Annotated in this window: 11 protein-coding genes and 1 CRISPR repeat array; of the genes, 4 read left to right on the plus strand and 7 right to left on the minus strand. The window is 46.1% G+C overall.

The genetic code is table 11. From position 1 onward, the window contains the following. Nucleotides 1-157 precede the first annotated feature (157 nt). A CRISPR array of direct repeats spans nucleotides 158-1,306; the repeat unit is 37 nt; unit sequence CGATCAGCGCACTTAATCCCGGCAACGGGACTGAAAC. 188 nt (nucleotides 1,307-1,494) lie between these two features. From J0L70_RS30395 to J0L70_RS30425, 7 genes are all read right to left on the minus strand, one after another. Then, nucleotides 1,495-2,694, minus strand: coding sequence for a PP2C family serine/threonine-protein phosphatase (locus J0L70_RS30395; protein ID WP_287457098.1), 1,200 nt, complete (start codon nucleotides 2,692-2,694; stop codon nucleotides 1,495-1,497). A 37-nt stretch (nucleotides 2,695-2,731) separates the two neighbouring features. Continuing rightward, nucleotides 2,732-4,330, minus strand: a complete 1,599-nt coding sequence (locus J0L70_RS30400; protein WP_287457099.1) for a protein kinase domain-containing protein — start codon at nucleotides 4,328-4,330, stop codon at nucleotides 2,732-2,734. A gap of 50 nt (nucleotides 4,331-4,380) precedes the next feature. Beyond that, nucleotides 4,381-6,093, minus strand: coding sequence for a phosphate/phosphite/phosphonate ABC transporter substrate-binding protein (locus tag J0L70_RS30405; protein WP_287457100.1), 1,713 nt, complete (start codon nucleotides 6,091-6,093; stop codon nucleotides 4,381-4,383). Nucleotides 6,094-6,143: 50 nt separating this feature from the next. Then, on the minus strand, nucleotides 6,144-7,499 hold the full coding sequence (locus J0L70_RS30410; protein WP_268243157.1) for a protein kinase domain-containing protein: 1,356 nt from the start codon (nucleotides 7,497-7,499) through the stop codon (nucleotides 6,144-6,146). A 96-nt stretch (nucleotides 7,500-7,595) separates the two neighbouring features. Beyond that, a complete protein-coding gene (locus tag J0L70_RS30415; RefSeq protein ID WP_287457101.1) occupies nucleotides 7,596-8,045 on the minus strand; it encodes a hypothetical protein in 450 nt (149 codons plus the stop codon). Between the two features lie 32 nt (nucleotides 8,046-8,077). After that, nucleotides 8,078-10,135 (minus strand): FHA domain-containing protein, encoded by a 2,058-nt coding sequence (locus J0L70_RS30420; RefSeq protein ID WP_287457102.1) that lies wholly within the window; start codon nucleotides 10,133-10,135, stop codon nucleotides 8,078-8,080. 24 nt (nucleotides 10,136-10,159) lie between these two features. Next, entirely contained in the window at nucleotides 10,160-10,687 is a 528-nt protein-coding gene (locus tag J0L70_RS30425; RefSeq protein WP_268243160.1) for an FHA domain-containing protein, read from the minus strand. Between the two features lie 285 nt (nucleotides 10,688-10,972). Between J0L70_RS30425 and J0L70_RS30430 the strand changes: the two genes are divergently transcribed. From J0L70_RS30430 to J0L70_RS30445, 4 genes are all read left to right on the plus strand, one after another. After that, on the plus strand, nucleotides 10,973-11,140 hold the full coding sequence (locus J0L70_RS30430) for a hypothetical protein (protein WP_287457104.1): 168 nt from the start codon (nucleotides 10,973-10,975) through the stop codon (nucleotides 11,138-11,140). Between the two features lie 114 nt (nucleotides 11,141-11,254). Beyond that, nucleotides 11,255-13,444, plus strand: a complete 2,190-nt coding sequence (locus tag J0L70_RS30435; RefSeq protein ID WP_287457106.1) for a peptidase domain-containing ABC transporter — start codon at nucleotides 11,255-11,257, stop codon at nucleotides 13,442-13,444. A gap of 4 nt (nucleotides 13,445-13,448) precedes the next feature. Continuing rightward, on the plus strand, nucleotides 13,449-14,780 hold the full coding sequence (locus J0L70_RS30440) for an HlyD family secretion protein (protein ID WP_287457107.1): 1,332 nt from the start codon (nucleotides 13,449-13,451) through the stop codon (nucleotides 14,778-14,780). 30 nt (nucleotides 14,781-14,810) lie between these two features. Continuing rightward, nucleotides 14,811-15,566, plus strand: a complete 756-nt coding sequence (locus J0L70_RS30445; protein WP_287457108.1) for a thioredoxin family protein — start codon at nucleotides 14,811-14,813, stop codon at nucleotides 15,564-15,566. Nucleotides 15,567-15,579: the final 13 nt, after the last annotated feature.

Genomic DNA, 15,579 nt, shown 5'->3' on the forward strand with positions numbered 1-15,579 from the left:
GAAAGTGAATGGAGAAGCAATCAATAAAACAAACACGAAAAAGAATAAGCAATAGCAGTATACTAGCTCGTAGCTAATGCTGCTTTTATCGACAAAGGAAGTGGTCTAGTTTTTGGGGGGCATTTCACACCTATGCAGACTTGGGAGTAACAGGTATCGATCAGCGCACTTAATCCCGGCAACGGGACTGAAACCTGGCACAACCCAGATTCGGCAATTAGTTGCCGCCTCGTCTGCGATCAGCGCACTTAATCCCGGCAACGGGACTGAAACCAAGATCAGATGCGATCGCACACCACGATCGGACGTGCGATCAGCGCACTTAATCCCGGCAACGGGACTGAAACTCTTTATCTCGCAATTCTTTCTACGCCGATCGCTGCGATCAGCGCACTTAATCCCGGCAACGGGACTGAAACCAAGATCAGATGCGATCGCTTGGCTTTGATACTCCACGATCAGCGCACTTAATCCCGGCAACGGGACTGAAACTAAAAAAAAGTTCACCACCTTTCTCTGATTTCCTGGCGATCAGCGCACTTAATCCCGGCAACGGGACTGAAACAGAACAGGACAAGTTACTGTTCATGCTTCTCAAGGAGGCGATCAGCGCACTTAATCCCGGCAACGGGACTGAAACATTACTTGTATGTAAACAATAAAGTAATTAATAACTTCCGATCAGCGCACTTAATCCCGGCAACGGGACTGAAACGTTACGCAATGAATAATCAATCAGTCACATCACAAGACGATCAGCGCACTTAATCCCGGCAACGGGACTGAAACCGTATAAAGACACAATGCGTGTTCTACGGGCTTTGCGATCAGCGCACTTAATCCCGGCAACGGGACTGAAACCTCATGATTTTCTAGAGGAACACGAGAAGGATTGCGATCAGCGCACTTAATCCCGGCAACGGGACTGAAACCCCGTTTTGCAGAATGAAGCCGGGGAGACGAATGCAGAATTGCGATCAGCGCACTTAATCCCGGCAACGGGACTGAAACAAAGCAGAGGATTTGCCTCAGGTCAAGAAGATTTTCGATCAGCGCACTTAATCCCGGCAACGGGACTGAAACGACCAAGAACCACCGTAAACACCAAGAGATCCGCCTGCCGATCAGCGCACTTAATCCCGGCAACGGGACTGAAACATCTCTTAATTTGCTGCATCTTTTTTTCTGCTTGCTCGATCAGCGCACTTAATCCCGGCAACGGGACTGAAACTGATGGACTGCCGGACGTGGTGAGCGCATCCGAGATCGCGATCAGCGCACTTAATCCCGGCAGCGGGACTGAGACTCGGGAAAATTAGTCAACATCGCCACCATTCGCAGGCTGGGGCATTGCTTCTACATTTCAATCTCATTATCACCCCTTGAAGTTGAGATCACGATTTGGATAGCTACTCTCGCGTAACTATCCAAATCGTGTAGGTGAAGGGTATTTGCTCAAGATTCTGCTGCCATAAGATGCGTTCGCTATGAAATTCAGAGATTTTTCTTCGGATTCGATGGAGTGGAGACAGGTCTTGGAAGAAGTTGATTAGGGCGCTGTGGAATCGGATTCTGCCGAATTGAACTTTGAGGAATTGAAGGATGAATGGGATAGATAAGGCTAGCTGGTAATTGTGATGAGAGCCGTTTGAACGCGAGCAAGCTTGCTCCAATAATCAGGAGCAGTAGAGGCGGAATCCAAATCCACGATAAGCGTTCTTTAGCGTGATGAATGCCAAGGGATGGACTCACGATTCGTAAGAGTGATTGTCTTGTAGTGGGATGCTGAATGATGGGAGAGTGTAAAGAGGTGGCAGAACGAACTGTCGATCCATTCTCAAGATACATCATGCCTAGTGTAATATCGTCCCCACTGCCTCGATATGAAGTCTCTCTTAGAATCATCGGTAGATTGGCAATCACGCGATCGAAACCCTCTGTGCGAACTGATTGTAAGTAATCTATCCCGATTCTGAAAAAATCCTCATCTGTTGCATAAGAATTTGCATATCCATCTGTCGAAGCTAAAATCATTGCAGGTAAAGGTACCTCTTGCACAGAGCAAACTCGAAGTCGTCCTTCTTCCCAAGCCTGTGGCGTACAGAGAGAAATAGTGCGATTAGCAATTAACCGAGCATCGATCGGTAACGGATGCTCAGTCGTTCCATCTGGCTGCACACACAAGATATCACCATCTCCTACCTGAAAATAGAGAGCAAATGCTTCTGTAATGAAAATGAGTAATAGTGTTGCACCATAAGCAATGCTTGGATCATCTTCGAGCTGCGATCGCGAAATTTCTTGCTGCAAAAGCTCTTGAGTCTGTAATTTGCTCCATTCTGCTGAAGTAAATGGATATTGCTGCGAATGCTCAATCACACTCCTACGCCATTGTCCTACAATTTGCTGAGGCAGGTCTTGAACCCTCTGGCATAATTTAATCGGATCATGCCCCCAGGCTGAGATCGTCTGTTTGAGCAGACTTGTACTGACTCGAACCGCATAGTCTGCCCCGACGTGGCTGCGGAAATAAGACTGTCCCCCATGTCCGTCTGATATCGCCGTTAACAACATTCGCTGCTGTTCAAATTCTATGGTTTCACAGTGAATGGCATCTTGATTCACTAATCCGGTTCGTTGATGAGCAGCGCCTTGAATCGATTTACCATCGCAGCACCAGTAAAGATTATTCATAACTATCTTTATTCGGATGGATCTTGATCAACTTAACTCACCAAACATCATCAAGCGTAGCTACTGGAACTGGGGTCGATAATGGAATGGGTAGGCTGCCGATCGAATGATTTTGGGATAAACTAGCAGGTGCAGAAGCTGCTTTGAGAACAGCAGTAGAAGCCCATTTAATCTGCCGTACCAAAGCTTCAGGATTATTTGCTCGAAGTGGTTTAAGGTCTATATGACCAATAAACTGCTGAAGCACTTCATAATCTGCATCTCGCCCGATTGCGATCGCAACGCGAATCGCTTTTCTTCCCCACGGTTCATTGAGTAGAGCATTTAATCCTTTGAGATAGTTATCGGTTGGTTGTCCATCTGAAACCAGAACTAATACAGGCGGAAGTGCTCGATTACTCATCTGGGGCGATTTGAGATGAGTTGCAACTTCATGTAACGCAGCGCCTAAATCAGTCAGTCCATTTGCGACAAGAGGATTCCAGTGAAAAGACTGGAGTGGAGTGGGGTCTGAAATGAGCCAGTTTGCACCCGTTGAGAACTGAATGGCTCGAACTAAAACTTGTGCGTTAGGATTACCTGCTGCCGCTGCTTTCATATGGGGAATGACTTCCTCAATTGCAGTATTGAGCGATTGAATTTTACCGTCAACTGCCATCGATTCTGAACAGTCACAAATCCAGATAAAGTGCAATGGACGAGTTGCCATTTTCCCGCCCGGTAGATCAGGCATCGCTGTAAAGAGATCTGCTTTTTGGTGAGGTTGAGAACTTGTAAAAGCATCAAGTGTAGACGGCGATTCAATGTCTTGCAGTGCGGTTAGAACTTCTAGTGCAGAGCTATAGCGATCTTGAGGACGCTCTGCCAGCATTCGGGTTAGAATCCGAGCAAAAGCGTCACTCACCTGGGTGTAGGATCGCCATCGTCCTGTTTCGATAGGATGGATAAGGATATGAATGGGTTGTCGTCCGGTGAGGAGGACGATGGCACTCATTGCTAGGGCATAGAGATCGCTACTTGGATAACAGTGTCCTTGGCTCAGTTGCTCGAATGGAGCGTAGCCAACTTTGCCGACAAATGATGAGGGAATGCCATACATCATTGCGCGATCGTCATTGTGCAAAAGTGCTTGCGTTCCGACTCCGAAGTCAATCAACACGGGAGTATGTTTCGATTGCATCATATTGTCGATCGAAACATCGCGATGCAAAATCCCTTGAGCATGAACGGTACTAAAAACAGGCAAAAGTGCTTTAAGTAATTGAATGACTTCTGCTTCTGAAAAGACTTGATTGTGGGCAAGGCGATGATGGAGCATCGCCGCAAAGGTTTCACCTTCGATCAATTCTTGCACCAAAAATAACCGTTCATCTTCCTCAAAGTAAGCAAAAAATTTGGGGATTTGCGGGTGTTCGATTTGATGTAGAATCTGCGCTTCTCGGTAGAATAAGTCTCGTGCTTTTCGCAAGCTTTGATGACTGATCCCTTTGGGTGCAAACTCTTTCAAGACACAGGGTTCCTCGAATCGCTCCATGTCGAACGTGAGATAAGTGCGTCCAAGTCCGCCTTGTCCGAGTACAGAGTGAATGCGATAGCGATGGTGAATGATCGTTCCGGCAGGAATTTCTGCTTTCATGGCGAAATCATTTGTTTAAGGGGAATGTTGGTCTAAATTGAGGCAGAGTACTACTGTGCAGAAATTGGTTTGATCTGACTTGCTGCCGTGATCCGTACCTCTCCTGTTTGGTCATTCGGCTTCACACCATTGATTGCAATCCGATCGAGTTTTGCAAGTTCTGTGACACCTGCATTTGCCAAAACACTCTTCGGTATGATCACACGATGCATTTTGCCGTTGTCAAGCTGGAGGTTCAAGTATTCTGTTTCTTCATTTGCATGACCAAATCCGTTGACTCGACCCGTTAGAGCATTGGTACAGCTAAATTGAATTTGCTCTCCTGCTGTCCAGCGAGTTGGATCAGTACAAGCTAGAAATTCATCGACTCGCTGAGCAATCTTGAGCAGTTCAGCGTAGTCTCCCGGTGTTCCTTCACTGTAACGAGCCGCTCTGCGAGTCTCTTCTGGAGCTTCTAACAGTGCTTTACGCAGTTGCTCTCGCTCTGGCTGAGCGATCTTGGGAGAAAGATATACGCCTGCGGTCGGGATAGCACGACTGGCACTGATCAATCGGAGTCCACTCCGGAAACGTTGACGTAGTGCTCTGAACCGTTCTGGAAGATCTGTCGGTGGTTCGTCTGTGATCCATTCTGAGAAGATCACACCCACATCCGCTTTACCTTCTAAGACTTTGTTGCTTGACGCAACAGGTGTGGCATTATTGGGATCAACACGCAAAGTTCGTCCGTAGGAGTCATAGACGGGAACATAGAAAAAGGGACTGTCGATGTTGCCGAGTGCGATCGTGGTTTCAGGATTACGGTTGAGATCTTCAAGGGTTCTGATGGGGCTATCTACTCGTGTGACCAGTGCAACCTTGAAGTCATCTGTGTTAGATCTCCGATTTCTCGCAGCAAATTCATATTTATTCTGAATCGCACTGGCTGAGAGTAATGGATTGAAGGTAAATACCATATCCCAAGCTTGAGTTTTGAGCTTCGCTCTCACTTCCTCAAAGGACTCTCTTCCGGTTGCTTCGATAAATTCGATTTTGACATCAATGTTGCGACCGAAGCGTTTGGGGAGTTCAGCTCTTAGGTATTCTACAAGCGTCTCGTAGCCTTCTTTTGGATTGAAAGGAGGCTGATTCGATTGACCTTGAGGTGCAGGATTCTGTCCCGGACTGGGAGGCGGGGGAACATAGACACCGACGGTTAGAGTATTGATCGGAGCAACCATTTGTGTTGAGCCATCTTTAATCTTCGCATCTGATATACCTGAGAAAAACGTAGGAACGGAGGCAGATGCACCGATCACAGCGATCGCACCAATCACACCTAGCGCAAGCAGTCCTCGTGTCAAACGCTGTTTCTCTGTAACGAATGTAGCAGACTGTTCCTCTGACTTCCCTTTCGGCAGAAAAGGAACGATTGGCTTTTTAGGCTTTAATGTGTCAGATTCTAATTTTTTAGAGTCTGAAATGCCTAACGCCAATGCCCATGATTCGACTGCCCAACGTGCAACTTCAGGTTGGAGTCCATGATGCTCAACTAAGCGCAGTGCTAAGCGCTCGATTTGGACTTGAGGAGAAACGGACACTTGAGAAGAGAGTAGCTCTTCTGGAATCGAATCATTTAATGCGGTGGTTAAAGCTTGTCGTTCCAGTTTATAGTATGCCAATCGATCGTTGAGATAGCCGCGCCATTTTTGCAGATTTTCAGGAATGTTACTTCCAAGTTCTTCGACTAACTCTCTTAAAATTTTCCGAGATGCATTATCCATGATGTCATTTCCTCTCGTAAAGTTTGTAGTTTTTTGTGAAAGTTGGGCGACTACATGCGGATTTCGCCCATTGCGCTGCCGAAAAGAATTTTGAGTCCTGAGTGTAAAGGCAGCATTTGCAGAGGTTGAATTTCTTGGACGTTTCCATCAGATGAAATTGCTGTCCAAGGTGTTTCAGAAAGGTTTTGCAGAATCAGTTCAGCACGATCGAAGTGGGGAAGCACCCGTGCTAAGGGCTGAGAAAAATCATAAAGACGATCGGGTTTAAGATGATGCGGATACAAAAAGGTATCAAAATTCAGCACAACAATATTTGTCGCATCAATCCGGATTCTAGGAGGGACTTGCAAAGGTTCATGACAATGCCAGCAAGATTTAGTACTCCCAACTGCTGTTCTGAATGATTCGATATCGTGGAAATTTTCTGCTTGACAGTGTGAGCAGTAGAAAATCGAGTCTCGAAGTTTGACCATGACAGAGCGCCACATACTTTCTCGCACTCGTCCTTGTTCTGGATCGCGCAGCCCAATCGTAAAAGATTGCACAAAGAGTGACTTGAGAAATTCAGGATAGATTGACCAAAACGCGATCGCATTCGCACCCGCTTCACGACTTGCATCGTCGGATTCAGAAGTTTCCGAGAGAGCAGCGTTAGATAAGTTATCTGGGTCAAAGATGAACACTGGATCATGACCACAAAGCTGCATCCGAGCAGGCAAATCAAGACAGGGAATGTCTAATACTTTTTTGCCATAGAGGGGATGGTGATTATGAAAGAGGTAAAAAAGTAAGACTGCAAGCGAATATAAGTCAGTGCGCTTACTGGGCAAAGCTTCACGGCGAACAACTTCTGGAGCCATAAAATCCGGCGTTCCGAGAATGCCTCCACTCGTCGATTGGTCGATCGTGACGTTATCGTTGTCGCTAATTAAGATTTTTCCAGTATGCGGATGAAAGAAGACATTACTAAATGAAATATCGCGATAACACAAGCCATGAGCATGAAGTTGTAAAAAGCTATCTGCAAGTTCTAGCCCAATCGTCGCGAGTGTACGAAAATTCAGTTTTACTTCTCGCTTGACTAAATCTGAAATGCTACGGTAGCCTGCTTCTCTCAGCCGCATGATATAGCCAAATCCAGCGATTTCAGGAGAAGTGACGATTGCCAATGGCCAGAGAAAACGATCGTTGGGCGCTCCTAAATGCACAACTTCACTGAGACGATCTAGTAACCCAACATCCTGATGAATGTAGTAAGAGTAAAACCATTTTAGGGCTACAGGTCGATCGCTTAACTGAGTTCGATAGACTTCACCTTGAGTTCCACTGCCTAAAAGCTCCTCGACTTGGCAAGGAAGACCCGTTGTGGTGTAGATGCGCTGTGTGGGTGTTAAAAGCTGGCTCATAGTTACTTCGCTTTAGGTCACGGGACAATCATCACTCGAATCAAGCTTTCAAGGATTGCATTTTTCTGCCAGTCTCAGTGCCAGAATCGTTAATGATCAAGGCGTTCTTGCCCAGCGTCCGACCCATTCTCCGCCCCGAAATCGCCAACGCGGAAAGAGCAGTCGCATCAGCACCCAAGATGAGATGTAAATCGCAAGCCAGACTAGACTGTAGTGCCCGAAAAAGCGATCGAGATGTTGAGCCGCATCTGCTGTCCCTGGTAACCCAATCCAGCGAATGACTCCAGCTAGAAATAGCCCTTCCACGATCGCTGCCGCGAACTGAAAGACACCGGGCCAATCATGATCCCAGAGATATTGCTGGAGACGATGATATAAAATATCCCAAACGACTCCAAATCCCCAAACGTAAAGTAAAACCCAAAAGTAGACAGTTCCAGGGGCATTGCCAATGTATCCTTGACTAAACAGAAAGCTGATGAAAATCCCAATCGTTGCTAGCAAAAATGTTCGAGTTTGCCACCGTCCAATTAAAGTTGGGGTCATTGCTACTACCTCTTTTCAATTTATAATTGTTACTAGGGAGCTTGATTTGCTGCCCACTTGAACCATTGCCAAAGTGATCGCATTCCTTCGATGTGATGCACATTCGGGGCGCGAAATTGAGCTAAACTCTCGGTCGCTCGATGGGCAGCGTACTGTAATCCTAAAAAGGTATCGACAGGAGCATAAGGACCTCCAAGCGTGATGATCCCAGCAGCATACATGTGAGCACGATCGTTTCGCATTTTCTTGATCTCGAAGCTATTCTCAACGTGTAACCGCCCTTGCGGATTGAGATCGAGATTGTAGTGAGTGATCAAATCATTCAGCAGTGGATTGTCTCTAGGATTCGAGACTAACCCTGTACAATCAATCACAAAATCTGCTTCAATTTTGTCGAACCCTGAATACTCACGATTTCTGACGAATGTAATCGGTTTACCATTCGCACTACGTTCTACTTTCTCAACTTGACCAAACTTGAGGATATACCACCCCTCTCGAATGCCTTGTTTTACGATTTGTCGCCAACGTCCTCGACTCGCCGTCGTTGTTCCTCCCCAAGATTCTAAAAGCTCTCGACGTTGCAGAGGATCAGACGCTTCTAAGCGCGATCGCATATCCCCTCCCCAAGTTGCTTTGGGCCAATTGAATGGCTGAAACTCCCACTGATTCTCGACATATCGCTTAGCAACTCCAAACTGATTACCACGCTTCGGGGAACGGCTCAAATGAACTAAGGTAATATTAGGATTTTGTTTTCGGGCTTCGTAGACGCGATCGAGAATTTGCGATCCAACAATGCCAAATCCTCGAACGAGGACAGTTCCTCCATACTTTTCTAGATGCTCAAAGATATGGTCATGTGGCTCGTAGCCTTGGACAACCGATTTTAAGTCTTGAGTCGTTTCACGATAATTCTGTAAGTCAGGAAGCAGCTTGAGCGCAGGATAACCTGTACAGAGATGAACATAGCGTGCGATCAAAAATCGATAGTTCGGCGCACCAGGAGGACGAGTTGCAGAATAAGCAATCACATAGCGCCCATCTTCGGTCTTGCGAATGCTGCGAACACTGCCATAGCGCCACATGCGATCCCAGCTAATTCGAGTCGCTTCTCGATCCATTGCGTCAAAGACATCTCTCGCTCTTGGCGTATAGGTATCTGCTAGCACGGGTTCTGAAAAGACTTGCCATAGAAATCCAAGTGCGGCTCCGAGTTGTCCAGTACTGACTGATCGACAAGCATCGCGCAAAGCATAACCGGGCCATCCCCAGATGTTATCTGGGCAAGAATCAGATCCAGATCGAATGCGCTTATAGCGAGGGATTTGACAGTTTCGCAGCAGTGTTTCGTACCGTTTATAAGGCTTTTCTTGAATACTTAGAACTGCAATCTGCTCTGGTTTCACACCTGCAATCCGCAGTGTATCGACCCAAACAAAGCTGCCCATCCCACCCCCGATCGCTGCATAGTCGATTTCATCAACTGGATAGCCAGATGCATGAAGTGCAGAGACTGAAACTCGATCGGCTGCAAATAGAGCGGGAGGTGGAAAGAATGAGCGATGTAAAGGTGAAAGAAGATTTTCCTGAGTCTCGATCGCATCGGTTTCAGGATGAAAGACGATCGTGGATGGAGGAGGGGCTGAAACTTCCGCCGCAGAGGTAATTTCAGTCAAAGGTGCAACGATTGTTGAAAGTCTAGGCTGTGCAATTGTCGAAAGACTTGCGTCTACGATCGTCGCTTGACTTAGAGATTGCGGGATAGTAATTGTAATGTTGTACGAACCAACTTGTAGCACATCGCCATTCTGGAGGGGATGCTGCTGACCCTTGATTTTTTGACCATTTAGAATAGAACCGTTCGCACTGCGATCCTCAATGATGAGTTGATTGTTCTGATCGGCAATCCAGGCATGAAACCGTGAGATTTTTTGGTTGGCATCAAGTAGGACAACTTGGGAAACAGGTTGTCCATGGTTCGTTGTCGGTAGCTGCGCGAGTTCTCGACCCAGCGCGATCGGAGTTTCAAATTGGTGCTGCTGTTGTTCTTCAGTGATGGGATCGTCCCATGTGAGTTGAATTTGCATCGCCTAAAACCTGATGAATGATGTCTAATTTCCGTCATAGATGACACTAGCGCCGAGGACTTGGTATCCGCAGTGGCAGGTCAGGAGGGCATAGTCAGCCGGGAGCAGGTGCGCTCCTTTGGGATTCGTACATTTGCAGACAAACCGCGATGTTGTGTTAGCAATCCCGATCTGCTGAGTATTCTGTAAGTTTAAGTCTAGTACTTTGACCCGAAGTGTCAGTTTTCCGAGTTTGATTTGGCAGTTTTCTGCAATCGGAACTTCTTGGGTGATTACAGTTTGTCCATTGACGATCGCAGGGTTGGGAGGAGTGCGATCGCGCGTGAGGTTACGAATGTAGAATTGCTGGACTTGATCGTTCCAAAAGAGTTCGAGATGCAGACCAGAGACGGTTCTAGCAATGTTGGGATCGGGGTGCTGCAAGATCACATCACAGCGATCTCGATCTCGTCCGATTCGGATGCTGCGAGGAAATTTGGTTTGATCTTGTAATGAGAGTGTTTGTGAACAGTTGCGATTTTCTTCCTGCCATTCCAGAGTAAGGCGCTGCATGATCGATTCAACCCAGATGTGAGAATGTGGATAATCATCAAGGAGTCTTGAAGTGATTTATTTTTAAGGCTAGAGGAATAGCTGAAGTAAGCTATCGGTGCTTTCTGCAGACTTGCTGGCTGGTTTAAGCGAATGAGATTGCAGAAAAGTACAACGATCTTGACAGAAATATCAAATCTATCTGCATTGCGAATCTCCTAATCTATAAATCAAGCAACCGAGCAATCACTTAAACCTGGTTCTGAAGTTGCGAATAACCTACTTCTAAACATAGGAGAAACAATCATGACAACGAACAGCAACAACAACGATGCAATCTTTACTCCATTGACCGAAGACGAAGCTGCAACATTGAATGGTGGTCGCTATTGCTATTATGTTCGGCTTTGGCGGCGAGTATGCTACTGGTACGGTTGCTTTTTTCAATCCTACACTGCAATTCGCTGCTACTAATCCTGGGTAGTTGTCCGAATAGAAACGCATCATCTCTCGAGAGATAGCTGTTAGAGAACAGAGGTGTTTCGACAAGAGGCACCTCTTTCCTAAACCCGCAATGACAAGAGAATTATGAAAAGATACCATTGCATCCGACAACAAGGTGAAGCTGACTGCGGAGCCGCTTGTCTAACCACGATCGCGAAACACTATGGTTCCAAAGTCAATCTGAAACAGGTTCGAGACTGGGTAGGGACGGGGCAGTCTGGGGCAAACCTTTGGGGACTTCAGCAAGGCTCTGAAAAATTGGGCTTTAATGCTCGTCCGGTTAAAGCCGCTCCTAATGTGCTCGATCGCATTCAAGAAGCACCTTTACCTGCAATTTTGCATTGGCAAGGAACCCATTGGGTTGTTCTATATGGAAAAAAAGGTCGTGATTTTGTAGTTGCCGATCCAGGAGTGGGAATTCGCTATCTCTCTGCTATAGAACTCGCAGAAGGTTGGAATGATTGGGTCATGCTGCTGCTTGAACCTGATCCCACTCGCTTTGGAAAAGAGGAGCAAGGACAACCCGATCGCAATTCTAAGAGCCAGCGTTACAATTATTTCTGGTCTAGACTTTCAGCTTATCGTGGTATTTTAACTCAAGCATTTTTGATCAATGTTGTAGTCGGATTTCTTTCACTTGCGTCACCTATCTTAATGCAGCTCCTCACAGATGATGTGCTAGTTCGAGGAGACTTGAAACTTCTTAACACAATCGCGATCGCGGTCATCACGATTCTGGTTGTGAATAATTTACTAGAGCTAGTGCAGTCTAATTTGATCACTCACTTTGCTCAGCGATTAGAACTGGGGTTAGTGCTTGATTTTTGTAAGCAAATTTTACGATTGCCCTTGAGTTACTACGAATCGAGGCGGAGCGGAGAAGTTCTCAGTCGCTTGCAAGATATTCAACAGCTCAACTATCTTGTTTCTCAAACAATTGTGAGTTTACCGAGTCGGTTCTTCGTGGCGCTCATTTCGCTTGGATTAATGTTGTTTTATAGTTGGAAACTGAGCGTTTTCGCGATCGCAGTTGTGTTGCTGATGACGGTTTCTGTAGTGATCTTTCAACCGAGCTTACAGCGTAAACTGCAGCAGTCACTAGCAGTAGAAGCAGAAAACCAAGGTGTGCTGGTTGAAACTTTCAAGGGGGCATTAACTGTTAAGACGCTGGTTGCAACTCCACAATTTTGGGGAGAATTTCAGAATCGTTTTAGTCGATTAACAACTTTGAATCTCCGCACGAATCAGATTGGTATCTTCAACAATAGCTTTTCTGGACTCGTTGCAAGTGCAGGCGGAATTGGCTTGCTGTGGTTTGGTGGGCAATTAGTCATCTCGCCAGCGGAGCAGTTAAGTATTGGACAACTCTTTGCCTTCAAAGCCATGAATGATAATTTGACACTCTTGATCACAACAGTGATTGGATTTGTCGATGAACTGACACGAGTCAAAGCTGCAACTGAACGGCTCTCAGAGGTGACACAAGCGACTCCTGAAGATGCGAATCATCCTGATCGACCTAGTGCAACGATTTCACCCGATGCAGCGATCTCGCTCAATAATGTCAGTTTCGATTATGCTGATGGCACTCCAATCTTAGAGAACTTCTCAGTTCAGATTCCGGGAGGGCAAGTTACTGCGCTGATTGGGCAATCTGGCTGTGGAAAAAGTACTCTTGTGAAACTTCTGGCAGGACTCTATCCGCTGAGCACAGGAAATATTCGGATTGGCAACTATAATCAAGCAGATTTATCCTTATCGAGCTTACGTCAGCAAGTTGTACTGGTCGTTCAAGACGCGCATTTTTGGAACCGATCGATTATTGATAACTTCCGCTTAGCTGCGCCGGATGCAACTTTTGATGAGATTGTTGAAAGCTCCCGTCTGACTGGAGCCGATGATTTTATTAGTAAATTGCCGAATAAATATCAGACGATTTTAGGAGAATTCGCAGCGAATCTTTCGGGTGGGCAGCGACAAAGATTAGCAATCTCTCGTGCAATTGTTCAAGATCCTCCTGTATTAATTCTAGACGAATCCACTTCTGGGCTTGATCCGGCAAGTGAAGCGGCTTTGATGGATCAACTTCTTCAGCAGCGTCAAGGAAAAACAACGTTATTTATCAGTCATCGTCCTTCTGTGATCCGCCGCGCAGATTGGATTGTATTACTTGACCAAGGGCAACTCAAACTTCAAGGCAGCCGAGCAGAAATATTAGCGAAGGCAAACAATCAATTAGAACATCTCTATACGTCTGAAGCACAAGTAGCATAATGCCATGGACAGTCTTTCTTCTGATTCAATTCAATCAATCCGAACCGATGATTTTTTACCCTCAATCAGCCGTTGGACTTCGTTAGGTGGAATATTTCTAGTTAGTACGATTGGCATTGCGATCGCACTTTCAGCCGTCACGAAATATAACGTTTCCGTTAAAGCGAGTTCAACGGTGCGCCCTTCTGGAGAGTTGCGAGTGGTGCAAGCAGAAATGGAAGGAACAGTCAAGCAAATTATGGTGAAAGAAAACCAGTCTGTGAAGCGAGGAGATGTGATTGCTTATTTAGAAGATTCTAAGCTACAAACGCAAAGTAGTCAGCTTCGGAGTAACATTCAGCAAAGCCAGGTTCAACTCTCTCAATTGGACGCTCAGATCCGCTCAGTGCAACGTCAGTTGCTAGCAGAATCGAATTCTACCGATCGCTCGATCGCGTCTGCTGAAGCTGAAATTCGACGTGCTCAGAATGACTATCAAGAAAAGCTTTTATCCTCTCAAGCTGAGGTTCAAGATGCCAAAGTGACTTTAGATCTTGCCAAAGATGAATGGGTTCGCTATCAGCAGCTTTATACCAGTGGGGCTGTTTCAGAGCGACAAGCTAAGGAGAAAGAAACTGCTGTTCAGACTGCACAAGCTAAATTAGAGCGGGCTACTGCTGCCGCGAATCCGACTCAGGCAACAATCGCGATTTCTCAAGAAAATGTCGCTCAGCAAAAGGCGAAGGGAGAATCGACGATCGCCACGTTAAATCGCGATCAAGAAGCACTCGTTCAACGGCAAGCGGAGCTAAAAGCACAATTGATTCGGGATCAGAAAGAGCAGCAGCAAATTGAGCATGACCTAAAGAAGACCGTGATTCGAGCGACGAGTGATGGAACGGTGTTTCAGTTGAGTCTTCTAAATGCGAATCAAGTAGTGCGTCCTGGCGATAGTATTGCTCAAATTGCTCCAGCGAATACGGCTCTTGTTGCGAAGGCGAGAGTGGCAAATCAGGACATTGATAAGGTGGAGATTGGGCAACTTGCTCAACTCCGAGTGGAAGCTTGTCCTTACTCTGAGTTTGGTGTGTTGCCGGGGAAGGTGAGTGCGATCGCACCGGATGCGAGTTCATCTCAAACGGGTAGTGGGACTGCTAATGCCGCGCAGGCTACGGGAGCAGGAGGCAACGATCGTACTTTTGCTGTCACGATTAGTTTGGATCAAACAATGCTGACGAATCAACAACGGCAATGTCGGATTCAAACGGGGATGGAAGCCACAGCGAATATTGTTTCAAAAGAAGAGACTTTCCTACAATTTGTACTTCGGAAAGCACGTCTCTGGACTGATCTGTAGTTTTTTTTACATAATTTGGAGAAATTAACCATGTTTGCAAATTCAATTTCTGAGTATGCACCTGTTTCATCGCAATCGATCGAGTTACAACCGCAAGAGATGCATTTCTTTTCGTTCAAAGTCACTGCGGCTGAAAAACAAGGAATGGGATATCGCTTGCGTTCTGAGCAGCAATATCTTTGCCATTTAACGGATCAACGGTTTATCTTTGTGCCGATGTCTGGTACTCAGAAAGGATTTCAAGTCCATCACGATACGATCGAGCGATTGAAGTTAGTTAGAACACTGAATCTAGCTACGTTTGCTAAGCTGATTTTTAAGACTGCACCTGTTGAAGTAGCAGAGACAGAATGGATTGTTGCTGTGAGTTCTACAAGGTCGTCTCGAAGTGCTGCAAAGGATTTTGTGCAGTTTGGGAATGAGCTATTAGGGGTTGTTCCTGGAGGATTTCAGGTGATAGCGGATGATCCTCAAGCGATCTCGAAATTCAAACAAGAGATTGCAGCGAGTGAATTGCCGGTTGTGGTTGATTTTGTGGCTGAGAAGTGTGAGCCTTGCGTAGCGATGGCTCCGATTGTGAATGAGCTAGCAGAGCAGTTTTCTGGCAAGTTCAAAGTAATCAAGGTCGATATTGAGAAAAATCCTGCAATCATGATGCACTATGGGATTAATTGTTTTCCAACTTTGCTAATTGTGAATGCAGGTCATGTGATTGATCAGATTGCGGGTGTGGTTCCGAAGCCCGTTTTAGTTAAGGTTCTGAATAATCATCTTGCAAGACTTTAAGCTACGATTTTGT

This window comes from Leptolyngbya sp. UWPOB_LEPTO1 (assembly GCF_017302695.1).
GTDB lineage: Bacteria > Cyanobacteriota > Cyanobacteriia > Leptolyngbyales > Leptolyngbyaceae > Leptolyngbya > Leptolyngbya boryana.

Bases quoted from the DNA above. Each gene is read 5' to 3' on its own strand.
- J0L70_RS30445 (WP_287457108.1), top strand. From the start codon at position 14,811: ATGTTTGCAAATTCAATTTCTGAGTATGCACCTGTTTCATCGCAATCG.
- J0L70_RS30430 (WP_287457104.1), top strand. From the start codon at position 10,973: ATGACAACGAACAGCAACAACAACGATGCAATCTTTACTCCATTGACC.
- J0L70_RS30410 (WP_268243157.1), bottom strand. From the start codon at position 7,499: ATGAGCCAGCTTTTAACACCCACACAGCGCATCTACACCACAACGGGT.
- J0L70_RS30415 (WP_287457101.1), bottom strand. From the start codon at position 8,045: ATGACCCCAACTTTAATTGGACGGTGGCAAACTCGAACATTTTTGCTA.
- J0L70_RS30405 (WP_287457100.1), bottom strand. From the start codon at position 6,093: ATGGATAATGCATCTCGGAAAATTTTAAGAGAGTTAGTCGAAGAACTT.
- J0L70_RS30395 (WP_287457098.1), bottom strand. From the start codon at position 2,694: ATGAATAATCTTTACTGGTGCTGCGATGGTAAATCGATTCAAGGCGCT.
- J0L70_RS30400 (WP_287457099.1), bottom strand. From the start codon at position 4,330: ATGAAAGCAGAAATTCCTGCCGGAACGATCATTCACCATCGCTATCGC.
- J0L70_RS30440 (WP_287457107.1), top strand. From the start codon at position 13,449: ATGGACAGTCTTTCTTCTGATTCAATTCAATCAATCCGAACCGATGAT.
- J0L70_RS30425 (WP_268243160.1), bottom strand. From the start codon at position 10,687: ATGCAGCGCCTTACTCTGGAATGGCAGGAAGAAAATCGCAACTGTTCA.
- J0L70_RS30435 (WP_287457106.1), top strand. From the start codon at position 11,255: ATGAAAAGATACCATTGCATCCGACAACAAGGTGAAGCTGACTGCGGA.
- J0L70_RS30420 (WP_287457102.1), bottom strand. From the start codon at position 10,135: ATGCAAATTCAACTCACATGGGACGATCCCATCACTGAAGAACAACAG.